Genomic DNA, 21,574 nt, shown 5'->3' with positions numbered 1-21,574 from the left:
TGGCGAAGTTCAATCTTCATTAATTTATAGAGTGCGATCGCGCTTTCAATTTCACTGATGACTAGCACTCTTCCTTTTATCAGGACAGTAGCTACCATCGCTTCATAAATATAGTGGTCTTGAAGAAGCTCCAACTCTTATATTTAATAGATGATTAAGAGCTAAGTTAGCATCAGTACCAGAAGGGAGAGCTACTAACACATTATTTGACGAGCATAAACTCTCCCTGGAATCTGTACCGCATATAACAGATTGACCACTAACCGTCCCGGCTTTAAGATATTTTAATTGACCAGATCTATTAAGTCTTTCAAATCTAGCAGAAATTTCCTTGCAGCGACGCTCAGGAGTCCAGCCCGATGCAGTATATTCCTCATTAGTCCAGATAATAACTGTCATCGGCCCTCTCACAGTACGAACAAGGGTTGCTGGGTTTCCCTGACTCATCCCGCATAAGAATATCCTATTGCTGATATTTGATGGTTGATCAGATAAAGGAACTGGAAGTAATGTTACAGGTGTTGCAGTAGATAGCTGTTGTGCTTGTAATTTCTCAAATGTTTTAATCGGAACGCCGTAAATTCCTACCATTTGCTTGGTATTTTGATTTATATTAGCTTTCCCAGAAATTCCTACAACCCTACCCTTAGTATCGATTATCGGACCGCCAGACATTCCTGGTATCCCAACCCCATTAAATGCTAGTTCATAACCGTTTGTCTGCATTGGCAAACGCTCAGTAATACGAGCGCTAAGAAAATAATAAAGGCTTTCTGGAACTATTAATCCTGGGCTAGAATAGCCTGCATAATAAATCCTTGTACCTTCCTTCAATTCGTCAGAATTGCCTAATTCAGCAACTCGATATTCTTGATTGCTGGTAAATGCTAATACTGCTAAGTTAACCTCTTTTAGCACATGACCAGAGTAAATAGGATAGCGTTCTCCATCAGGTGCCTGAATTTCAAATCCCCCAGGTTGAAAAATTACATCGTAGGCTGTGAGTACAAGATAAGTGTCATCTTGGCGGCCAATAATCACCCCTGACCCACGACCATCTTCTGTACCAATTAAAACCGTAAATTCTCTAGCATTTAGTTCAATCTGACCCGAATTTAATTCTATACTTAGCTTTTGTAATTCTGTCTTGGCAAGAGTAGCTTCTTTGCTGAATTTTGCTATTTTTTGCTCGTATTCTTTCTGTTTCTGAGTTGCCTCCTGAGTTTTTTGCTCTGCCTTAGCTGCCTGTTGTTGCGCTGCAATTGCTTGTTCTTCTGCTATTTTCTGACTTTGAGCTGCTTCCTGACTGAGCTGCTGTGCTTTGACAGCTTCTTGTTGAAGATTAACTTTTTTTCCCTCCGCAATGCTCACTCTTTGCATCGCTTCCTGACGCTTACGTTCTGCATCTTCTCTAACTTTTTCTAGTTCAGTTTTGGCAGCAGCTAGCTCCTGATTAGCTTTTTGCATTTCCTGCTGAGTTAATTTTGACTGTGCCTCTGCTTCTTTTAATTGATCCTCAGCAAAACTTCTAGTTTTTTCTGCCATTTTGACTTGTTTCTGCGCCTCAACTGCCTTTTGGTTAACATCAGCCATTTTTTGCTCAGCTTGCTCAGCTTTCTTGATTTGTTGCCACGTCTGTGTAGCTGCGATAGCGGCAACAATTAACATAATTAATAGTACAGCCGACCCAAATCCTATGCTGATATTGGCTCTTTTAATTTTTCTATTTGCTTCCTCATTAGCTTTAGCTAGTATGCGACTTTCTTCTTCTTTTAAATCTAAAGCAATTTGAATTTCTCGCTTATCCAAGGCCTGACTAGCAGCTAAAAACTGATAATCATGATCGCTCAAACTTTTACCAGTTCCCCAGACAAGTGCATCCTGTAAAGCCTCCCCTCGCAACAACCGCGATTCATCCTGACAACTAGAAGCCAACCAAGCCGAGATTGCCTCACTATAGGGACGTAAATTAGCTAATGCCTTCTCTACCCAACTCGCATTAAAAACAGATTGATAAATTAAATTATAAACCCTTAACTTACCCTGATGTTTAACCACTAATCCCGATAACTGCAACTCCATTTGTTCAGCACAATAACTAGCTTCTATTCCTCCCCGCTGCAAAATTTGCTGATACAATCCCAATAACCTACTGGTGAGTTCTTTACTATTCAGGATGCGATCGCGTATTGTCCTCAAATGCTCCGGTTCATCCTGCGATTCCCAATTGTCAATAATATATTGTGTAACTAAACTCTCAATATTCGGCATTCTACTTTCTGCCTTATCCACAACCAGTTTACACAACTTTTGAGTAAGAAAAGGTTGCCCTCCCGTCCAATCTAATAACTCTTCTAAAATCATTTCAGGATAATCTACTTTAGCCGCTAACCCCTGAGTTAATGATAATTTAGCTTCCTCTAACTTAAACCCTGTCACCTCAATTGCTCGACCAATATTAAACGGCGTGCGTCTCTTATCAGCAATTAAATCTGATGGCGTTGCTACTCCTAATAAACAAAATGCAAGGCGATGGTATTCAGGATTATCTACCCGTTGATTATAACACCATCGAATCAAGGCAAAAAAATCATCAAGACAAAAATTTAAACTGAGAACGCTATCAATTTCATCCACAAATATAATAACTCTTTCGCCGGGAACTTTGACAAGTAGCACATCTTCAATAAACCGACTCAATTGCTGAACTGGCGATAGCCCCTCTTGTTCGCTTCTCCAAGTTTTTAAATTGACTTTGCCTAATAAATCTAACCCTCGGATCAACTCAGAAATAATCCCTTTATACCACTGATTTGCTGTAACTTCTTTGCTGCCAATTTTCGTCATATCGAGGGCTGCACAGGCAAATTTTTCGGTTTTCAGGCGTTGCATAGTTCTAACTCGTAGAGAAGATTTACCCATTTGTCGCGAGTTCAAAACATAGCAAAATTCACCAGCTTTCAATGCTTCTAATAATTCAAAATCAGCACGGCGAGTTACATAACTGGGAGCATCCGGTGGCAAACTCCCACCAACTTTATATTCATATTCTACTTTTTGTGCTGTATTCATAATTATTTCCTTACATCTTTATACCAAACTTGGCTTAAATATGCCTCTTATTTCTTAGTCCGCGTAGGCGGACTTCGTTTGTGTAGAAGCGATTTCAATCGCCGAGTAAAATAGCTTTAGTATTACAAGCGATCGCAAAAATATCGACGATACAATTCACAACTTGACATCACCTCATCTCCCTTCAATTTCACTAGCCCCATACTCTCTAATTTATAGGCTTGCCTTGACTCTAACTGTACACTTTTGTCTGATTCTACAACTCTTTTCATCGCCGCTATCAATTCCGGCTGCTTTTGAAAATATCCTAAGTGTCGTCGCAAATGATCGCTATAAATTCCTGCTTGGGTAGCAGCTTCAGACAGCAACTTTTCTAAAGTTAGATCCTGACGTTGCAGGTGATAAAAAGCTAGTCTTACTAAAAAAGGATGTCCGCCAACTATCGCCATTAATTGTTTAATTTCCTCGCTTTTTAACTCAAGTTTGTGAATTTTTGCTAAATCCTCTACTTGCTTTTCTGTAAATTCTGGTAACTTAATAGGTAGCCCGACATTAAAAGGTGAACGATTGATATTTAATGGGATATAAACTTCTGTCGAGTGCGTTACTACTAATCGTAACCGCCGCCATATTTCCAGATTATTAGCTTCTTCGTGAAACTCTCGCAATAGTGGCAAAAAATCCCCGGCAATATCGGGATAATGAAAAACTCGATCGACTTCATCGAAAGCTACAACTAAGGGACTATCTATTTTTTGTAACAAATGAGCTTGGAAATATGTAGTGCAGCTAATTTTACTCCCAATTTCTTCATCCCAATAATCATCTAGCATTGGTTGTAGCCCTAATTGCCGACTAATATTGGCACAAAGCCACCGCAAAAGTTTATCTAAGTTAGTAAAAACAGTAGCTTCTGCTTGTTGTAAATTTAATCGCACAGTTCGATAGCTATATCTCTCAGCATGAGCTAAAATTCTTACCATTAAAGATGTTTTCCCCATTTGATTCGGGGCTTTAATCCGAATTAGGGAACCGGCTTTTAAAACCTCTTTATAGCAGTCATATTCGATGGGTTGACGCTCAACATAAAATCTTGAGTTTAGAGGTACTTGACCATCTGGATATTCTAGGGGTTCTTCTAATGGAAGTGGTGAGTTAGGTGCGTGCTTTCGCCGTTCTGATTCTCTCTTTAAGGCTTCTTGAAATTTCTTTTTTGTTACCTCTTCTGCTAACGCATTAGAAAGTTTTTCCCATAATTTACTACCCACATCAGCTCTGATGTAGTTTACAGAATAACCAAATTTTTCGGCGATTTGCTCGTAACTGTCACTATCCCAAGCACCCCGCAGCACTTTGACCTCGATATCACTAAGGTGGTTGCCAGTTTTTTCATATACGGCTGCATCGGCAACTTTTAGCGCTTCATCCCAGGTGAATTGTGATTCTGAATTCATCGTCTTTCCCAGTTTCACTACTTACATATCATATATCAATGGTTAATCTCAGACTAGAGCTTGAGAGCAATCCTGACTTTTCCCTACTTTTTTGGCAAGCCACCTAACTAAACCTGACTTTTTCCTGTTTATTTTAGGAATACTAGATGTTTCAAGTTGGAAATATTACCTATTATTTCAACTTTATCGCTTGATAATTACCTGAAAAAATATACAGTATCAAGAAAAAAGTTAGCGCTAACTGGCTTTTCTATTACTGAATTTATCGGGGAAACGAGCATGAAACTTGCTATTTCAATTGTATTGCTGTTGATGCTAATCGCGGCGATTAAATCTACCTTCAGGATGCCAGTATCTTTAACGAAAATTGATCGGGAACATAACAAATACGCTAGTTGTAAGGTATGTGATAGCCCAGACGGTAAAACTTGCTGTACGCAATAGACATTAGAAAGATGAACCCTACTCTTGAACAATATTTCTGATACTCAGCGTATAGGTTCTGACAATCCCGAACTTACAAAATTCTAATGTAGTGCGTTAAGAAATGTGTAGATGTAGCCAGCCGTAGGCATCGCACTCCTCAATCTGCATAAAAACAGCCCCTCACCCCAGATAGCTTTATAGAACTGCTCAGGAGTCATCCACTAATGTTTAACCTAGCCAACCTTTTCCGTATCAAAACCACTGGCACATCCTTCTCCTGCCAAAAGGTAGTTAACCACGATTTCAATGAAGAAGCGATTGTTGATGAACCGATTTATGCTCGCCGAACAGGTCGAGTCTATTTCCAAAGTAGCTGGTGGCCTGCTCGGTGCGACCAAGAAATTACCTTAGAAACAGGTGATATTGTTTACGTTATTGGTATTGATAATATTACTCTGTTGGTTACACCTGCTCCTTTTTTATAAGGGTGACATGACTTACGCAAAAATATCTCTAACGCGACCAAATGTCGCGCTAAAGTCACCGTTTTTCTGATAATATTCGGTGGGATTGGTGGGGATCTGTCAAAGACGGGCAATATCTGCCCTAGATATGGTTACAGCAAAAGAAATTTGAACTATACTAAATGAATAGTGATTAAAGGAGGGATGGTATCAGAAGCGAATACCTTGCTGTAAGAGTGGAGATAGGCTGACAGATACACAGTAATTCTAAGTGCGATTCGTTGAAGAGTGAATTACGGTGAAAGTCCGTAGATAACTCCTCCAGCCACAAAACTGAACTCTCGGTCTATCGGGGTGCAAGCGCCTTTTACCAGACTCAGGTATAATTCCCTATTTCTCTACACTAACCAAGCTCAATGTCCCTTCAAAAGCTAATTCTGAAGCTAAATAGATCGCAGCTTTGCTCCTATGAAGCCTGAAAATCCCAAAAAATCTTTCCCAAATGCTGTTCCTACTTTAATAGAGCCTCAGCCGACTTCGTGCCGTCATCTAGGCGTTTCAGGTAGTCTCTTAGAAAAGCTTGCACAGAGGTTTAGCAACCTCAGTATCCGCAGCAAGATTCGTGGCGGCTATACAGTTGCTATTGGCGTTGCTGTTGGAGGAATAATAACGGGGCTGACATTAAGCAATTATTATTATCATAAAGCGGCACAGGAAGTAGATATCGATTTGGAAAGTCGCCGCTTAGGAGATTTACAAACAGCTTTGCTGCGGACGCAAATTTACCAGCAGCGCCTTGTTTATTGGCTACAGCAGCCAGAATTGTTAGCTCAAAAATATAAGCAGCTAAAACAATATACTGACACCTTGAAAAATCTGTTATCTGAACTTCAATCTGAGGTAGATATAGCACAGGTAGAAGGAGTCAAGCCTTTTATGCAAACTTACGAGCAATCGCTAGAAGTTTATATCCAAAAACTAGAGATAATTCTCGAGCAAATTGCAGTTTTGAAAAAGAGCAAGGCTGGGGTAGCTAAAGCTGAGAAATTGCTATCGGATTTCACTAAGGATAAAATCGGATTTGAGCTAGATAATCTGGCCGATGATTTAGCAGCACTTATTGAGGTTGCTGACAAACAAGAAGATGTAGTACAGGCGGCTTCAGTTGAGGCAGAAATGCTGCGATCGCAGATACTTACTTACAGTATGATACTATCAGTTCTGATGGCAGTGCTGTTAGCTAACTACACTAGCTACGCGATCGCACGTCCCCTGAAAGCAGTAACTAAAATTGCTCAAAGGGTAACTGAAGAGTCTAATTTCGACTTGCAAGCACCTGTTACGTCAGAAGATGAATTGGGAGTTTTGACAATTTCGCTTAATCAATTAATTCTTAAGGTAAAACATCTTTTAGCAGAATTACAAGCTGAAAAAGAATCCCAATTGCTTCAGAGCGAAAAAATGGCGAGTTTGGGGCGAATGTTGGCGGGTGTGGCTCACGAAGTTAATAATCCTATTAACTTTATCTATGGTAATATAGATCCGGCTAAAGATTATATTGATGACCTTTTCTCACTGCTAGCAACCTACGAAGCAGAAATTCCTAAACCATCTCAAGCACTCACAGAGCAGGCTGAAAGAATTGATATCGATTTTTTGAAAGAAGATTTGCCCAAAATCTTACAGTCGATGAAAGTAGGTACAGAACGAGCAACGGCTATTATCTTAAGTCTCAAGGACTTTTCTCGCCTAGATCAGGCGATGCCTCACCCTGTTGATATTCATGCTTGTATTGAAAGTACACTGCTCATTCTTAACAACCGGGTTAAAAAAGGGATTAAAGTTATTCGGAATTATGGCGATATTCCTAATATTGAAGGGTACATGGGTTTACTTTATCAGGTATTTATGAATCTCCTAAGTAACGCTCTTGATGCTTTAGAAGAAGCCGAAGAAAGAGGGGAATATAACTTAGGTGAAAATGTCAATAAAATCCAAAATTCACAAGAAAATCTCCAGAAAAATAGCTTTTTGCCTACAATTACTATCACTACAGAATCTATGGATCTAGATTTTGTACTGGTGAAGATTGCGGATAATGGTACAGGTATTGCAGCAGTTACTCAAGAGAAAATGTTTCAAACTTTTTTCACGACCAAACCTAGAGGCGTGGGAACTGGGTTGGGTTTGGCAATTAGTCGCAATATTATAGTAGATAAACATGGGGGTACAATTAATTTTTGGTCGGAAGTGGGAACAGGGACAGAGTTTATAATTGCTTTACCTGTTAAACCTGATACCAATTTAATATGAAGCTGTATAGAATAAAGTTTCAAAAATGAAATTGAAGGCATATAATCAGTTAGGAGGTATAAATTTTATGTTTGCAGTTGTCACACCAGAAAAAATACACTTGCCCCCCGGAACAGTTATAAAATTGCCGGGAAACTGGCAATTTTACCAAACACTCGTACAACAATTGGGAGATCGTCAAATTCCACGCATTAAATATCGACCAGGAGAAATTTTATTAATGTCCCCTTTACCCATACATGGAAAACAAGCAAATATTATTGCTGATGTCGTCAAGGTTTTACTAGATTACTTAGGGGTAGATTATGAAGCATTTACCCCAATTACGATAGATTTGCCGGAGGTAAGAGGGATTGAACCAGACTATTGTTTTTATATTGATAATTGCGCGGCAATAGTTGGCAAAGATAGAATTGGTTGGGGTGTTGAACCGCCGCCGGATTTGGTAATCGAAGTCGATGTAAGTAGCTATACCGATGTAGATGATTATTTGCCTTATCAAATCCCGGAAGTGTGGCTATTTAAAAAGAATAGGTTAATAATTTACTCCTTGCAAGATGACCGATACAGCGAAAGTTTAACCAGCCGTTATTTCCAAAATTTTAATGTATCAGAAATTGTGGCGGAATGCTGGCAAATGTTGCGCGATCGCAGTACAAGTGCTGTAATTCGAGAGTTACGGCAAAAATTAGAGAAAGACAATTAAATTACTTCTACCATCCTATCAATCGCACTGCCAAAGCTTAATCGTCTTATCACTACTCCCACTGGCTAGATATTCCCCATCAGGACTAAAAGCTACAGAATAAACTGAATTAGCATGGCCAGTTAAATTACAAACTTCTTGACCATCTTTTACCCGCCAAATCTTGATAACTTGATTACTACTACTCGCTAAAAATTCTCCATCGGGGTTAAAAGCAATAGAATCAATATACCAGGAATGCCCACCAATTGTCAAAACTTCTTGCCAATCTTTTACCCACCAAAGCTTAATAGTATTATCGTGGCTACCACTAGCAAAAAACTCGCCATTGGGACTAAAAGCCACGCAGCGCACGCAATCTTTATGAATGGTAATAGTGCTAATCAGCTTCCCGTCTTTTACTTGCCAAACTTTAATAGTTTTATCCCAACTGCTACTAGCAATAAGTTGTCCATCGGGACTAAAAGCCACAGAGTAAACTAAATTAGTATGACCCATTAAAGTGCGAATTTCTTGACCGTCTTTCACCCGCCAAATCTTGACACTTCTATCCCAACTACTACTTGCAATTAACTCTCCATCAAGGCTAAAAGCTACAGAGTAAACTGCATTAGTATGACCTAGAAATCTGCGAATTTCTTGACCATTATTAACTTGCCAAAGTCTAATCGTTTTATCGTGGCTGCTACTAGCAATATTTTTTCCATCAGGACTAAAAGCCACACAGTAAACTGAGTTATTGTGTCCATGAAGAGTGCAGATTTCCTGCCCATCTTTTAATTGCCAAAGTTTGATTGTCTTGTCATCGCTACCACTAGCGATAATATCTTCATCAGGGCTAAAAGCCACAGAATAAACTAAGTTTTTATGACCGATGAGGGTGTTAGTGCATTTCCAATTCTGTATTTTAGGCTGAGATTCAGCAATCATTTTATCTTCTGTAATTTGTTTGTAAATTACTTGCGAATTAATAATGACTTGTGGAGTTTCTAACTTGAATGCGGCTTGAGGATTTAAGTCTTTTAATACTTCAGTGGCGGATTGATAACGGCGATTAGTAGCATTTTCAATCATTTTATCGAGAATTTGCCCTAGCTCGTCGTTGATTTCATTGTTTACTAAATATTGTCGCCAAATCCAGCTATTTTCACCAGGATCGAAAAGATCGAACGGAGAAACTTGAGTTAACAAATAAATACAAGTTACTCCTAAACTATATAAATCACTAGCAAAAACGGTCTTACCTCTTGCTTGTTCGGGGGCAATATATTCGGGGCTGCCAATACTTGTTCCTGTTTTCAATAAGGCTGTACCTGTGGCAAATTTAGCTGCACCAAAATCGACTAAAACTAATTCTCCATTTTGGCGACAAATAATATTTTCTGGCTTAATATCTCGATGAATAACATTATGGCTATGGATAAACTGAAGTAGAGGTACTAAACTATTTAGTAAGTCGCGAATCTGAGTCTCGTTGAATGTTCCTTGCATTTGTATAACTTGAGCTAAGTTATAGCCGTCGATAAATTCCTGTACTAAATACTGGCGATTGTTTTGAGTAGTATAGGCGAGGAGTTCTGGAATTTGAGAATGTTTTCCTAATTCATCAAGGCGTTTTGATTCTTGTTCAAATAGTTCTGATGCTTTCTGGGAATTATTTCCTCTAACGTGGTTTTCTATTGGTAAAAACTGTTTGATTACGCAGCGAGGTTTAGATGGCTTGTCTTCGTCAATTGCTAAGAATGTTCTGCCAAAACCACCTTGTCCAATTGGTTTTAGGGCGCGATATCGATCTTTTAACAGTAGTTTCGATCGACAAGTTTGGCAAAGTTTAACTTTGGTAGGATTTTGTGGCTTCTGGCAATCAGGATTTAAACAGTAACTCATGGAATTATTGATTATATTTTACGTTGTAACGCCGCCCTCTGGACGGTATTTAAACCGCTTAGAGGGCGGCGTTACGATTAAAATTCCCACATAACGGGGTTTTCATCTAAATAATCGGTGACAGTTAGACCAATTTTGTCAATTTCTTTGAGTTCTTCTACACTCAGTTTAATCTCAGCAGCTTTGGCATTTTCTACTGATTGTTCAACATGACGAGCCCCGACAATTGCATTAGTTTGGGGTTGAGCAATTAACCAAGCTAAAGACAAATTACCCAAGCTTACTTGATGTCTTTCAGCAATGGGACGCAGTTGATTTAATGCTAACTGTACCCGCGCATAATTTTCTGGCTTAAATAGCTTGCTTTTTGCTCGATGATCGCCTTCTTCAAATTTATGATCTGCCCCAAATTTACCTGTCAATATCCCCTGAGCTAGAGAAGAATAAGCAATTATGGTGATATTATTTTCCACACAGTAGGGCATTGTTTCTTTTTCAACCCATCGCCAGAATAGAGAATAAGGAGGCTGTAAACTATCAATACGTCCATATTTTGCAGCTTCTTCTATTTGAGCGCTGTCAAAATTAGAAACACCGATCGCTCTAATTTTACCTTGTTCTTTCAATTTGTTAAGTGCGCTCATGGTTTCTTCTATGGGAACTACTTCACTATTCCAGTTACCCGATGGCCAATGGATTTGATAAAGGTCGATATAATCAGTATTGAGGTTTTTGAGGGAGCGATCGCACGCTTCTATTACTTGGTCATATTTCAAATGGTTGGCAAAAACTTTAGTCGCATATACAGCGCGATCGCGTACATCAGACAAAGCTTGCGCTACAATTTGCTCAGAATGTCCTTCGCCGTAAACCTCAGCCGTGTCAATGGTAGTAATACCAGCCTCAAAAGCTGCTCGTATGGATTTAATTGTCTCGGAATCCTCAATTCCTACCCACATCCGCTTACCAGCTTGCCAAGTCCCCATAATAATCGGGGTGATGGCAATTCCAGATGTGCCTAGTTGTCGGGTTTCCATATTGACCTCCTGAGTTTGATTGCTACCCTTACCATTACATATTATGCAACAATTTTAAGATGAAAATATAATATTTTCCCCTTATTGGCGGTAATATCGCTATCAAATATTTTTAAGATGACCAGATTACGACTAACTTTAAAATTGTAGGAAAAATACTATGGAATCAACTGTTAGCGCTTTGAAAGAATGGAATGTTGCTATTAATGCCTTAGAAAAGGGCAAAACAATTATGCTGTTGAGGAAAGGCGGTATCCGCGAACAAGGGGGACATTTTAATCTGATTCACAAGCAGGTTTTGCTATATCCTACTTTTGAACATCAACAGCCGGATTTACTAAAACCTGAGTATGCAAGTCAGGTGAAAGTTGTAGCATCAGGTTGGCATCCTGAAACGGTTAGAATTGGTAGTTGGGCCAACATAACTGATGCTTTTTTACTCGCTTACGAACCTGCGATCGCGGCTTTATTTCCTTATCATATTTGGAATCAGAAATTTGTCAACGATCGGCTAAAATGGAAATCTAATCAGCCTATTTACATCTTATTACTGCGAACTTATCAGTTAGCGGAACCACAGGAAATTCTCTACCGCCAAGAATACGGAGGCTGTCGCTCGTGGATTGATTTAGCCGAACCAATTGCTATTGATAATTCTCTACCAATTTTAAGTGATAGAGATTACCTTCAAAAGGCTAATGAAATTCGTAATTCGATCGCAAGTTCGGAAAGTTTTTCATAGTCATAATAGTCATAAAAGGAGATTTTAATTAATTGAAATTCCTAAATATTTAGCTATTCGTGTGCGTTTTATTTAGATAGAGTTCGACCCAACCCAGAGCAAAATCGGCAGCTAATGCCATCATTGCTGCTGGAATTGCACCCGCAAAAAGTAACTGATTATTCCCTGTAGCCACACCCCGAAAAATAAATACTCCTAACCCTCCTGCGGCGATAGCAGCAGCAATAGTGGCTAAGCCAATTGCAAATACTGTCGCCACTCTAATCCCAGCTAAAATTACACTCATTGCTAAGGGAATTTCAACCTGAAATAGAAGTTGCCAATCTGTCATTCCCATCCCCCGCCCAGCTTCGCGAATAGCTGGATCTACACCTATAATCCCAGTATAAGTATTGCGGATAATCGGCATTAATGAATAGAGAGTTAGAGCAATAATTGCCGTTCTTGCTCCTATTCCGCCCACAACAGGAACAGGAATTAACAAGCCAAATAATGCTAAACTGGGGATAGTCTGCATTACATTGGCAAAACCTAAAATTGGCTGGCTAAATTCAGGTTTTCGCGTGACTAAGATACCGAGAGGAATACCAATTAAAACAGCGACAAAAATTGAAATTGACACTAAAATTAAGTGCTCAATTGTGTGCTGAATCATTTCCGATCCATAGCGATTTAGGAATTCATTCATTGGTAATTGGTAATTGGTAATTGGTAACTGGTAATTGGTGATTGGGAATTGACAATCACGATCAGGTGTTAGAAACTAATTGCAAACATTCAATAAAAGCGCGAGCTTCTGCGTTTTGGGAATTTAGAAATTCACCAGGTGAGTTTAACTCTACTAAACGCCCATCTTGCATCAAGCCAATTCTAGAAGCTAGAAAAAAAGCTTCTTGAATATCATGGGTGACAAAAATCACAGTTTTGCCTAATTGCTGTTGTAATTGCCGAAATTCCCGCTGCAATTCTAGGCGAGTAATGGGGTCTAGAGCACCAAAAGGTTCATCCATTAATAATATAGGAGGATCGGCGGCAAGAGCTCTGGCGACACCGACTCGCTGCCTTTGTCCGCCGGAGAGTTGATGGGGATAGCGTTTGGCAAATAGTTGAGAATCTAGCCCAACTAATTCTAACAGTTGATGGACGCGAGATCCAATGCGATCGCGTTCCCAACCTTCTAGTTTTGGCACTAAACCAATATTTTGCTCAACCGTGAAATGCGGAAATAAGCCAATTTCTTGAATTACATAACCTATTCGTCGCCGTAGTTGGATTGGGTTCCACTGTGTTGTCAGTTTTCCCAATACAATCACTTCCCCACTGGTTGGTGTCAGCAGATTGTTAATCAGTTTCATTGTAGTAGTTTTACCGCTGCCACTGCGTCCTAGTAATACTAAAATTTCTCCTTTTAGCACTTTAAAATTAAGTTTATCTACCAAACAGCGTCGGTTTAGGCGATAAGTAACATCTAGGCATTCGACAGCGCTCTCGTTATTTGATAACATGAAAAATTGCACAGGTTGTAGTAGAAGCCATAAATTTACTATAATTGATTTATTCAATTTAATTTGGCGACAGTAAGCTCGGCACTATCGGAAATTTCCCCAGTAGGCAAAGTAGTTTAAATATTCTTTACCTGGTCAGTTAACCCCTTGTTACTCGATCGGGACTTACGCAAGTCGAGGTCAGGAAGTGGGTTTCTTCATAGCTATCTAGCTGATAATCTTCAATTTTTCTAAGAAACCCGCGTCAAGGTCAGAAACCGGGTTTCTTCATAGCTATCTAGTTGATCGTCTTCAATTTTTCTAAGAAACCCGGTTTCTACGTAGATATCTAATCAGGACAAAAGCTTGACGGAGTGACCGCTTAGTATGAGGATTAACGATGAGGTATTTTCCCCCCTCTACCTTTCTCCCCCTATGTATCTATCCCCTCTCCAAGTCCCACTACGATCGCTCAACCAAAAACGATCCCCTACCGCCTAAATGCCTAAAGAATCCAAGTCAGACTCAAGTCAGTAAAATGCTTGCATCGTTTAGGGGTTCATCCATTGTTTAATTTTTAATTGCTTGTGAGGAGAGCTGTGATGTACGCACAACATCTAAAAAGCCAACGGTATCAGGTTTCTGACATAGAATTAATTCACCTGTGGGTGCAACGAAAAGCTCCCGCTCTTCAGCGCTCTTGCTGGCTGGCGGCTAACGAATTTCGACTGTTTGCAGGAAAACCTTTGGCACAAGTCACTCCGGGGGATATTAGAGCCTTCGCGATTTGCCTCAAACACCAGAAACTTGCATCCCAAAGCTGCAAGCAGAAGCTATCAGCAGTGAAGTCCCTCCTCACTTACGGCAGAAAAATGGGGATGTTGCCCACATTTCCCTGGCAAGCGAGTTCAACTCATAGCCAGAAGATGCGATCGCATTTGGTAAAATTTCTAGACTCACCTGTTGGCTTCGGATGTTCGTGGAGTTTGTGCGTTGGCTTATTTTTCACCTTGGGTTTGATGACGGTGCGACTCTTCGGTGAAGTTGCTCTTACAGCAAGTCCTCTTACCAAAAAAGAGGGAGAACAGCTAAGCTCAGTTCATCCCTCCGATCGCAAAGAAGAGGTTTTGAGCGTCAATTCATCAGGAAAAACAGTATCTCCCCTTTATCTAGCCCGCACTAAAGCTTTTCTCCACACGATAGCTGTAGCTGAAGGCACAGACAGTCCCAATGGCTACCGAACTCAGTATACAGGTGCTCAATTTTCTAGTTTTCGCGACCATCCCAGACAAGTCAAATGCAGCCGTAGGTACGGAAAAAAGCTGTGTTCAGACGCTGCGGGCCGATATCAATTTCTCAGCCCAACATGGGATCGCTTTGCCAAAAAACTTGGTATCAGGGATTTCACTCCCGCTAATCAAAACCGCGTGGCTTTAGAATTAATTCGCGAAAAAGGCGCTTTACAGGATGTCAAAGCGGGGAGATTTGAGATAGCCGCGAGCAAAGTTGCTCCTGTGTGGCCGTCTTTGCGGCGTTTCGGTAACGGCTCTCTAGAAAAGTCGATGCCTAAACTCAAACAAGTTTATCAAGAAAGGTTAGAGAACTCTCAACTAAACACGGGGCATAACTGGACAACCAGGTAAGTAGAAGGAAGAAGGAAGAAGGAAGATGGAAGATGGAAGATGGAAGATGGAAGATGGGGAGATTTTTACCCAATTATACCAAATCTGATTTTGATATTTCTTTATGCTTCGGCGATTGAAATCGCTACTACAAAAACGAAGTCCGCCTGCGCGGACTAAGAAATAACGGGGATATTTAACTCGGATTTGGTATTACCAGTTAACAATTAACAGTTAACAGTTAACAATTAGCAATTAAAACTTCAACCTCTGTCGATGATTAGCCACAGACTCCACCAGTCCCAGAGCAATAAAATTGCTCAGTAATGCCGCATTTCCATAACTGAGGAAAGGCAGCGGAATCCCGGTAACAGGAGCTAAACCGATGTTCATACCAATATTTACGAACACCTGAAAAACCAACATTGCTAGCATTCCAATCGCCAACAAAGAACCGAAGTTATCTTTAGCAGTTTGAGCGATAATCACCAAACGCAAGCAAATAAACCAAAAAAGTCCTAAGACCAAAATACAGCCAATAAAGCCGAGTTCTTCACCAATCGCTGAGAAAATGAAGTCTGTATGTTGTTCAGGGATAAAGTTAAGTTGAGTTTGAGTTCCCTGAAATAATCCCCGCCCGTGAACTCCCCCGGAACCAATAGCAATACGAGATTGGATGAGGTGATATCCGCTACCCAAAGGATCTTTCTCTGGGTCTAAAAATCCCGTCAGCCTAGTTTTTTGATAGTCTTTTAAGAGATTCCAATAGAAGTGTCCGACCTGACCAGAAATCACATTGATCGCTACAGCAGTAGGGGCTGTCAACCAAGACCAGGGTAATGTCCGCCAAGCGATCAAACCCATGCCTACTACCCAGAATAACCAAGTGGGTAAAAATACGTTGTTGAGGAGGGCGGAGATAATTGGAGATATTAGCAAGATTAGCCAGCCGGGATTAACATTACCCCAATAAAGCATTCCCATTGCGATCGCACCGAATACCAGCGAAGTTCCTAAATTAGGTTCCGACAACACCAACGCCCAAGGTACAGAAACTACTGCTAGCATCTTTAACATATCCCCAAGGGATGGGGAAGGTCGCGCTTGCAGAAGGGCTGCTAAGGTGATAATCACCCCTACTTTGGCAAATTCTGAGGGTTGAACGTGAAAGCCACCAATGTTAATCCACCTCTGCGCCCCCAAAGCTGTAATACCGATCGCGCGCACTGCGATTAGTGAAAAATTAATGAAGGCATAGATAATCCATTTCCACTGAATCAGCATCTCATAACGGCAGCGGGCGATTAAAATTGCCAGTACCAAACCTACGCCGCCAGTGGCCCAGTGCCGCCACCAGTCAATGCGCCCTTGGTTTAATTCGACGCTGTGAATCATTATCCCCCCAAACACGGTGAGACCGATACAGGCAGCGAATAGTGATAGGTCTACTTCCTGCCAAGGCTGCACTATGGATTTCCAGCGATTTCTGACCAGTAGTTTGTTCAACATGAAAATTTTAGATTTTAGATTTTAGATTTTAGATTATGGGGCGCTTTGCTTAAGTTGAAAGTTTTTGATGACCACCAACTATCCTCAATCTAGACGATTGTAGATTTTAGTTTAAATTATTCAGACTTGGGCGTGTTGCTTCCGGCTTACCTGTGCGATCGGATTTTTGGTTGGCGGGAGTTTCTACTTTGCGATCGTAACTTATCGCTAGGGGCTAGGGCGTGTTTTCAAACTACGATCGCCATAAAATGCAGGCGCTCGCGATCGGCGGCTGTATAATTTGCTACCAACGTGGGATGGTAAAACGGATACCTTGCCCCTGTGAGATATAGCAGGAGACAGGAGGCTCTTATGTAGGAGGAAAATGCGATCGGAGAAAAGATTTGGGCGAGCTAGAACGTTTTCTCCGCTTATAAAGCTAGTCGGAGGCTTTTGTTCATGCTCGAAATTTGTTTAAAGCGATCGCCCTCGATCTGTTTGTGCTAAAGTTAAAGAACTATAAACATTACCAATTAAAAGCATTTCACCTTTTATGTCTCAACAATCAGTCATCACAGAACATATTGAAATTACACCTGGGGTACTTGGTGGTAAGCCACGCATCGCTGGTCATCGAATTTCTGTAGCACAAATTGCTGAGATGTATCTGAAGATGGGAGAGTCTATAGAAGAAATTGCGAGGGACTATAATTTATCACCAGCCTCGGTTCATGCGGCGATGACTTACTATTACGATCATCGAGAAGAAATTGACCGCCGCACTTCTGAAGCAGATGCTTTGATCGAAGAGTTAAAACGTAAAAGTCCACCATCTCCTTAAATCATTGAAGCTTTGGTTTTGATTTATGAAGTGTATAGGCCTGAAGAAATGGTTGGGTGTGTTGAGTTTTTATGAGAAAGGGAAAGGGCGATCGCTATTTGCGCTTGACAAAATAAATTGGTTTAGCTAAGATAAAATTTGGTTAAAATTGCCAAATATAGCAGATGCACATAATCAGCTATCGGCGGATGCGTGAATATAGCGAAAGTCATGCTGATTGTCGGGAAGTCTTAGATAACTGGTTTAAAATTGCTACCAAAGCCAAATGGTCAAATTTAGTTGAGGTGCAATCTGTTTTTCCTAAAGCTGAAGCGGTAGGAAATTTTACAGTTTTTAACATCAAAGGTAATAATTGATGAGTTATATGAATTGTTGATTGTATTAATTGAAAGATTTGAGAAAGAATACTATGCACCTATAGTTACAGTTACACCTCATTCATTGTTACTATTTTTGATGGAACAGCGAGCGCTAAAACCTGCGGATTTGGTGGGAATTATTGGCGATGAAGCAGGAGTTTATGAATTGGTTAATGGCCAGCGAGATATCAGCAAAGAGCAGGCCTTGATTCTGGGTAGTTTTTTTTATGTGGAGCCGAGTTTGTTTACTAATTAATAGCTTTTTAACGGCAGATAAACGCTGATTGACACGGATGGAGGAGGTGCGATGCCTGCGGCTGGCTACGCCTACGCGCTTTTGGGGAAAGAGCGATCGCGAGGGAATTTAATCTAACTTTAAGTGGAGTTTGAGAGCCGCATCTACCAATTGCATGACTTCCTGACTCAAGTTTCCTAGTACATCCGCATCAATCCGTTGTTTAGAAATTGTCCGCACCTGCTGCGCTTGTACTTTGGAAGGTTTGGGTAAACCGCTATCCTCTGGATTGATTAAAACCTCAAAAGGGTAAACGCGAGTCACATTAGAGGTGATTGGCAGAATTGTAACTGTATCGGCGGCGCGGTTATTTGCATCGTTGCTTACCAATAGCACAGGACGGCGTTTATCCATCTCAGATCCAATCGCAGGGCTGAGATTTGCGTAGTAAATTTCACCACGTTTCATCTGTTAATCCATCGGCAATTGTTATATCCCAAGCGGAGTCAATTTCACTAGATGCTTGTCGATAAGCGGATTCTAGTTCCTGATTCTGCAATAACTCCAAAGCTACTTCAATTACTTGGGAGGGTGATTGGCATCCTTTAGTAATTTTGTAGGTTTCAATAAATTTTACTAGCGATGTTGGTAAGGAAATAGAGATTTTTTCAGCTTGCGTCATCTTAGCAATTGATAATTACGAAGATTATTGGTTGATTATAGCACGAGGGTGAAACAAGGGTCAATGCTACTATTCAGAGGGCGATCGCACTTTTTGGGGAAAGAGCGATCGCACTTTTTTAACCACAGATCGACGTGGTTTGAGTGCGTGGCTTGAGTGATTTTGAGATTATTTCCCTTCCACTTTCAGCCTGCTTCTTCTGCCAATCTGCAAACATGGCATCCAAGTCGTAGTTGAACGACTTGGCGTGTTCTTCACGAATTCGGTGGATTTCTTCCACGATCTCATCTTGCCACATGAATTAACCTCCTAGTAGTTCGTAAGGCGTACAAATTAGCGGTAATTGGTATCCGAAATCAAGACTAATTTCTGCAAGTTTTCTCTGAATTTGAGCGTTAGCGATATGCTTACAGTTCCATGTTAGCAGGTAATCTAAATCGTGAACGGTAGCTGTTGCAATATGAACTGCATCATCAGCAGCTTTGGGAGGAAGATTGCTGCGTGTGAGAAATTGTCCTGCTAAGTCTCGTACAGCTTGATTGAGTTCAAGCAATGGAAAGTCGCGAACTATCTCCAAACGTTGAGCCGCAATCTCTGAATCCCCTTGTGCTATTTCATCCAAAACAACTTGTGAGATGTAGAGATTGAAATTGCTTCGCCGAAATTCCCACCAATCTCGTGTTACCTCCATGTTTGCAGCTAGAATCAAGTTTTTGGTGTTTCTGGCGGTGAGGTAGCCTAAGATACTGGTTTCGATGTAGACAGTTTCACTCATACATAATGGATTGTGACAAATTCTATATTAATCATACCATGTTGTTTTTCTATTCTAATTTTAAGCGCGATCGCACTTATTTCGTAAGGGCGATCGCACTTTTTAGCAACTGCATATAGAAGCGGAGGGATGAAGGGCGATCGCGCTTTTTGGGGAAAGAGCGATCGCTCTTTTTTAACCACAAATAGAGGTGGATGGGGAAAAGGCGATCGCTAATATTGATGTGACGAACTATGGGGTAACTTTCCTACAGCGTCATCCTATCTGAGTGATTGGATCGTTTAGAGGAATAGTAAATAAGGCATTTTTCACAACATCTGGCTGCGTGTTGATGACGACACCAAAAATGTTTGTATAAACACCTATAATTTCGTTGGTTTCTGTGTACTGAATAATGGTGTCAGCAATACCATCTTGATTGACATCAGTAGGGCTGAAGGTAAGAATGTCAATTGGTACGCCTCCATTGATGCCAATTAGATCGCCTTCACTTGCATTGAAGTCAAGTAACCAATCAGCATTAGCAGGATTGGTTTCTTCTATACCTGTATCTGTTCTAAGGATAAAGATATCGCTTCCACCTCCACCAGTAAGGCGATCAGTTCCTCTTTCACCGATTAAGATATCCTCTCCATCATCACCAAAGATTTGATCGTTGCCTTTTCCTCCCCTCACTAAATCATCAGCAACACCACCTGAGACGAAATCATTACCTTGATTGCCTGAGAGAATGTCATTACTATCTTCTCCTAAAATGCGATCGTCACCTTTTCCTCCCAGCAAATAATCGCCATCACCAGCACCTTCAAGAGTGTCAGCACCCTCCGCAGCTAATACTACATCTGTCGCAGGTGAACCGATTATGTTATCGTTACTTTCAGTTCCCAGTATTCCTCCGGGATATTGATCCATTACTGCTTCAGTAATCTGAAAAGTTGAATTTTGCTCGGCTGACGCTTTTAAGTTTTGTGCAACTCGTTGCTGAGAAAGACCGCTAGGTAGACCCGTAAATTTAATGTACAGACCATCTAAAAAGCCTTTACTATAATTTGAAAGTCTGGTATTAAAATCATCAACCGTCTCTCCTATCTTATTTTTTATATTGTCCGGTAGCTCTTTTATTGCCTCAATCGTTCCTTCCGCTGCTTCTTCGAGAATAGATACGGGTTTAATTTTACCAATCAATAGAGCATCAGATAAACGTTGTTCTGGGGTGTTAAAAAGCCCTAGTGTTGTTTTGCCACCATCCGCCGAAAATCCTACTAACTCAAGTCTATATCCTGAAATTCCGGTTGAACCTGGGAACTTAATTATCTCTTGAGAAATGCCAGAACCAGAAAAGCGAAGAATATCTCCATCTTCAACAGGATCGCCAGTTGTATTTTTTGTAGCCGTCAAGTTAAATGAAAAATTGAATGTCTGATCGCTAGGCACAGGATTAGTGAGAGATAGCCTGACATTGAGAGGAAAATCACCTTCAGGTTCCGAACCGAAAACAGTAAGTCCATTGCGATAATTCAAATTGCCAAGGCTGAAAGGAATGTCACTGGCTGTACTAATTCCCTTGGCTTGACTAAATTCCTGTTCGTCACTAAATTCGTTGCTGTCACTTCTCCTGCCGTCAAACCGCACATAGCTTTCACTGTCTCCAGCAGTAGGAGTTCCTAAAGTTTTCTCATTTTCGCCGTTGTCAAAAGTGCCGGAAGTAGATCCTTCAAAGAAAACTTTAGTGGTGTCTACATCAATTCTCCCAGTTTCTGAAGAGTTTAACCTTGAATAGTTGAAGTTTGATCCATCTGACTGAGGAAATACATTTCTGTAGGTGAAAGCCTGACTCATCATTTCAGAATACTCCTGAATCCTTAGCTCTATATTGGCTCAACGGCTCAGCATTTGGCTCAACAAAAAAGGCTCATTTGTCTCATTTAGCTCATTTGTCTCATCTTTCGGCTCTCCAACCTAAGCTATACTTAAACTCGATCGCAAT

22 protein-coding genes are annotated in these 21,574 nt (G+C 40.6%); 9 read left to right on the top strand and 13 right to left on the bottom strand.

The features are described from left to right. Positions 1–102 precede the first annotated feature (102 nt). Together OSCIL6407_RS0113670 and OSCIL6407_RS0113665 are read right to left on the bottom strand one after the other, a co-directional pair. Complete coding sequence (locus tag OSCIL6407_RS0113670) at positions 103–3,072, bottom strand: COP23 domain-containing protein (RefSeq protein ID WP_007356588.1); 2,970 nt, start codon at positions 3,070–3,072, stop codon at positions 103–105. Between the two features lie 122 nt (positions 3,073–3,194). Beyond that, positions 3,195–4,526, bottom strand: a complete 1,332-nt coding sequence (locus OSCIL6407_RS0113665) for an AAA-like domain-containing protein (protein ID WP_007356587.1) — start codon at positions 4,524–4,526, stop codon at positions 3,195–3,197. A gap of 650 nt (positions 4,527–5,176) precedes the next feature. On the opposite strand from OSCIL6407_RS0113665, the gene OSCIL6407_RS0113655 reads away from it, so the two are divergent. The 3 genes from OSCIL6407_RS0113655 (at position 5,177) to OSCIL6407_RS0113645 (ending at position 8,435) form a co-directional block, all read left to right on the top strand. Then, entirely contained in the window at positions 5,177–5,437 is a 261-nt protein-coding gene (locus tag OSCIL6407_RS0113655) for an NfeD family protein (RefSeq protein ID WP_007356585.1), read from the top strand. Positions 5,438–5,884: 447 nt separating this feature from the next. After that, positions 5,885–7,729: a HAMP domain-containing sensor histidine kinase gene (locus tag OSCIL6407_RS0113650; RefSeq protein ID WP_007356584.1), complete on the top strand. Its 1,845-nt coding sequence runs from the start codon at positions 5,885–5,887 to the stop codon at positions 7,727–7,729. 67 nt (positions 7,730–7,796) lie between these two features. Beyond that, positions 7,797–8,435: a Uma2 family endonuclease gene (locus OSCIL6407_RS0113645; RefSeq protein ID WP_007356583.1), complete on the top strand. Its 639-nt coding sequence runs from the start codon at positions 7,797–7,799 to the stop codon at positions 8,433–8,435. Positions 8,436–8,453: 18 nt separating this feature from the next. Here the strand turns inward: OSCIL6407_RS0113645 and OSCIL6407_RS0113640 are convergent, their stop codons facing one another. Next, positions 8,454–10,322: a serine/threonine-protein kinase gene (locus tag OSCIL6407_RS0113640; protein ID WP_007356582.1), complete on the bottom strand. Its 1,869-nt coding sequence runs from the start codon at positions 10,320–10,322 to the stop codon at positions 8,454–8,456. A gap of 77 nt (positions 10,323–10,399) precedes the next feature. Next, positions 10,400–11,359, bottom strand: a complete 960-nt coding sequence (locus tag OSCIL6407_RS0113635) for an aldo/keto reductase (protein ID WP_007356581.1) — start codon at positions 11,357–11,359, stop codon at positions 10,400–10,402. 160 nt (positions 11,360–11,519) lie between these two features. On the opposite strand from OSCIL6407_RS0113635, the gene OSCIL6407_RS0113630 reads away from it, so the two are divergent. Then, complete coding sequence (locus OSCIL6407_RS0113630) at positions 11,520–12,101, top strand: DUF1802 family protein (RefSeq protein WP_007356580.1); 582 nt, start codon at positions 11,520–11,522, stop codon at positions 12,099–12,101. Between the two features lie 49 nt (positions 12,102–12,150). On the opposite strand, the gene OSCIL6407_RS30695 is transcribed toward OSCIL6407_RS0113630, so the two are convergent. Together OSCIL6407_RS30695 and OSCIL6407_RS0113620 are read right to left on the bottom strand one after the other, a co-directional pair. Further along, positions 12,151–12,789 (bottom strand): ABC transporter permease, encoded by a 639-nt coding sequence (locus tag OSCIL6407_RS30695; protein ID WP_007356579.1) that lies wholly within the window; start codon positions 12,787–12,789, stop codon positions 12,151–12,153. Positions 12,790–12,850: 61 nt separating this feature from the next. Then, on the bottom strand, positions 12,851–13,606 hold the full coding sequence (locus OSCIL6407_RS0113620) for an ATP-binding cassette domain-containing protein (RefSeq protein ID WP_007356578.1): 756 nt from the start codon (positions 13,604–13,606) through the stop codon (positions 12,851–12,853). Positions 13,607–14,187: 581 nt separating this feature from the next. Between OSCIL6407_RS0113620 and OSCIL6407_RS0113615 the strand changes: the two genes are divergently transcribed. Then, positions 14,188–15,228 (top strand): glycoside hydrolase family 24 protein, encoded by a 1,041-nt coding sequence (locus OSCIL6407_RS0113615; RefSeq protein WP_007356577.1) that lies wholly within the window; start codon positions 14,188–14,190, stop codon positions 15,226–15,228. A gap of 234 nt (positions 15,229–15,462) precedes the next feature. On the opposite strand, the gene rodA is transcribed toward OSCIL6407_RS0113615, so the two are convergent. Then, complete coding sequence (gene rodA, locus OSCIL6407_RS0113610) at positions 15,463–16,716, bottom strand: rod shape-determining protein RodA (protein WP_007356576.1); 1,254 nt, start codon at positions 16,714–16,716, stop codon at positions 15,463–15,465. A gap of 135 nt (positions 16,717–16,851) precedes the next feature. On the opposite strand from rodA, the gene OSCIL6407_RS35375 reads away from it, so the two are divergent. The 4 genes from OSCIL6407_RS35375 to OSCIL6407_RS30685 all read left to right on the top strand — a co-directional run bounded on the left by OSCIL6407_RS35375 (position 16,852) and on the right by OSCIL6407_RS30685 (position 18,151). After that, positions 16,852–16,995 carry a hypothetical protein gene (locus tag OSCIL6407_RS35375; RefSeq protein WP_168371097.1) on the top strand — a complete coding sequence of 48 codons (144 nt, stop codon included), beginning with the start codon at positions 16,852–16,854 and terminating at the stop codon, positions 16,993–16,995. Between the two features lie 253 nt (positions 16,996–17,248). After that, positions 17,249–17,536, top strand: coding sequence for a DUF433 domain-containing protein (locus tag OSCIL6407_RS0113605; RefSeq protein ID WP_007356575.1), 288 nt, complete (start codon positions 17,249–17,251; stop codon positions 17,534–17,536). A 164-nt stretch (positions 17,537–17,700) separates the two neighbouring features. Next, entirely contained in the window at positions 17,701–17,892 is a 192-nt protein-coding gene (locus OSCIL6407_RS30690) for a type II toxin-antitoxin system HigB family toxin (protein WP_007356574.1), read from the top strand. 13 nt (positions 17,893–17,905) lie between these two features. After that, positions 17,906–18,151, top strand: coding sequence for a helix-turn-helix domain-containing protein (locus OSCIL6407_RS30685; protein WP_019487334.1), 246 nt, complete (start codon positions 17,906–17,908; stop codon positions 18,149–18,151). Positions 18,152–18,259: 108 nt separating this feature from the next. Here the strand turns inward: OSCIL6407_RS30685 and OSCIL6407_RS0113590 are convergent, their stop codons facing one another. The 6 genes from OSCIL6407_RS0113590 to OSCIL6407_RS0113565 form a co-directional block, all read right to left on the bottom strand. Then, on the bottom strand, positions 18,260–18,598 hold the full coding sequence (locus tag OSCIL6407_RS0113590) for a type II toxin-antitoxin system PemK/MazF family toxin (protein WP_007356572.1): 339 nt from the start codon (positions 18,596–18,598) through the stop codon (positions 18,260–18,262). After that, the gene (locus OSCIL6407_RS0113585; protein ID WP_007356571.1) at positions 18,585–18,812 is read right to left on the bottom strand and encodes a ribbon-helix-helix domain-containing protein; all 228 of its coding nucleotides are present in this window, start codon (positions 18,810–18,812) and stop codon (positions 18,585–18,587) included. The genes OSCIL6407_RS0113590 and OSCIL6407_RS0113585 overlap by 14 nt, the downstream gene beginning before the upstream one ends. A gap of 118 nt (positions 18,813–18,930) precedes the next feature. Then, the gene (locus tag OSCIL6407_RS0113580; protein WP_007356570.1) at positions 18,931–19,110 is read right to left on the bottom strand and encodes a hypothetical protein; all 180 of its coding nucleotides are present in this window, start codon (positions 19,108–19,110) and stop codon (positions 18,931–18,933) included. A 3-nt stretch (positions 19,111–19,113) separates the two neighbouring features. Continuing rightward, entirely contained in the window at positions 19,114–19,587 is a 474-nt protein-coding gene (locus tag OSCIL6407_RS0113575; protein WP_007356569.1) for a type II toxin-antitoxin system VapC family toxin, read from the bottom strand. Continuing rightward, the gene (locus OSCIL6407_RS34250; protein WP_148288863.1) at positions 19,584–19,769 is read right to left on the bottom strand and encodes a hypothetical protein; all 186 of its coding nucleotides are present in this window, start codon (positions 19,767–19,769) and stop codon (positions 19,584–19,586) included. The genes OSCIL6407_RS0113575 and OSCIL6407_RS34250 overlap by 4 nt, the downstream gene beginning before the upstream one ends. Positions 19,770–19,842: 73 nt before the next feature. Next, positions 19,843–21,429 carry a choice-of-anchor K domain-containing protein gene (locus OSCIL6407_RS0113565; protein ID WP_007356568.1) on the bottom strand — a complete coding sequence of 529 codons (1,587 nt, stop codon included), beginning with the start codon at positions 21,427–21,429 and terminating at the stop codon, positions 19,843–19,845. Between the last annotated feature and the right edge of the window lie 145 nt (positions 21,430–21,574).

Source organism: Kamptonema formosum PCC 6407 (assembly GCF_000332155.1).
GTDB lineage: Bacteria > Cyanobacteriota > Cyanobacteriia > Cyanobacteriales > Microcoleaceae > Kamptonema > Kamptonema formosum.
This window is presented reverse-complemented; position numbering and strand designations above follow the sequence as displayed.

Coding starts and splice junctions, on each gene's coding strand:
- OSCIL6407_RS0113670 (WP_007356588.1), bottom strand. CDS start 3,072: ATGAATACAGCACAAAAAGTAGAATATGAATATAAAGTTGGTGGGAGT.
- OSCIL6407_RS0113665 (WP_007356587.1), bottom strand. CDS start 4,526: ATGAATTCAGAATCACAATTCACCTGGGATGAAGCGCTAAAAGTTGCC.
- OSCIL6407_RS0113655 (WP_007356585.1), top strand. CDS start 5,177: ATGTTTAACCTAGCCAACCTTTTCCGTATCAAAACCACTGGCACATCC.
- OSCIL6407_RS0113650 (WP_007356584.1), top strand. CDS start 5,885: ATGAAGCCTGAAAATCCCAAAAAATCTTTCCCAAATGCTGTTCCTACT.
- OSCIL6407_RS0113645 (WP_007356583.1), top strand. CDS start 7,797: ATGTTTGCAGTTGTCACACCAGAAAAAATACACTTGCCCCCCGGAACA.
- OSCIL6407_RS0113640 (WP_007356582.1), bottom strand. CDS start 10,322: ATGAGTTACTGTTTAAATCCTGATTGCCAGAAGCCACAAAATCCTACC.
- OSCIL6407_RS0113635 (WP_007356581.1), bottom strand. CDS start 11,359: ATGGAAACCCGACAACTAGGCACATCTGGAATTGCCATCACCCCGATT.
- OSCIL6407_RS0113630 (WP_007356580.1), top strand. CDS start 11,520: ATGGAATCAACTGTTAGCGCTTTGAAAGAATGGAATGTTGCTATTAAT.
- OSCIL6407_RS30695 (WP_007356579.1), bottom strand. CDS start 12,789: ATGAATGAATTCCTAAATCGCTATGGATCGGAAATGATTCAGCACACA.
- OSCIL6407_RS0113620 (WP_007356578.1), bottom strand. CDS start 13,606: ATGTTATCAAATAACGAGAGCGCTGTCGAATGCCTAGATGTTACTTAT.
- OSCIL6407_RS0113615 (WP_007356577.1), top strand. CDS start 14,188: ATGTACGCACAACATCTAAAAAGCCAACGGTATCAGGTTTCTGACATA.
- rodA (WP_007356576.1), bottom strand. CDS start 16,716: ATGTTGAACAAACTACTGGTCAGAAATCGCTGGAAATCCATAGTGCAG.
- OSCIL6407_RS0113605 (WP_007356575.1), top strand. CDS start 17,249: ATGTCTCAACAATCAGTCATCACAGAACATATTGAAATTACACCTGGG.
- OSCIL6407_RS30690 (WP_007356574.1), top strand. CDS start 17,701: ATGCACATAATCAGCTATCGGCGGATGCGTGAATATAGCGAAAGTCAT.
- OSCIL6407_RS0113590 (WP_007356572.1), bottom strand. CDS start 18,598: ATGAAACGTGGTGAAATTTACTACGCAAATCTCAGCCCTGCGATTGGA.
- OSCIL6407_RS0113585 (WP_007356571.1), bottom strand. CDS start 18,812: ATGACGCAAGCTGAAAAAATCTCTATTTCCTTACCAACATCGCTAGTA.
- OSCIL6407_RS0113580 (WP_007356570.1), bottom strand. CDS start 19,110: ATGTGGCAAGATGAGATCGTGGAAGAAATCCACCGAATTCGTGAAGAA.
- OSCIL6407_RS0113575 (WP_007356569.1), bottom strand. CDS start 19,587: ATGAGTGAAACTGTCTACATCGAAACCAGTATCTTAGGCTACCTCACC.
- OSCIL6407_RS0113565 (WP_007356568.1), bottom strand. CDS start 21,429: ATGATGAGTCAGGCTTTCACCTACAGAAATGTATTTCCTCAGTCAGAT.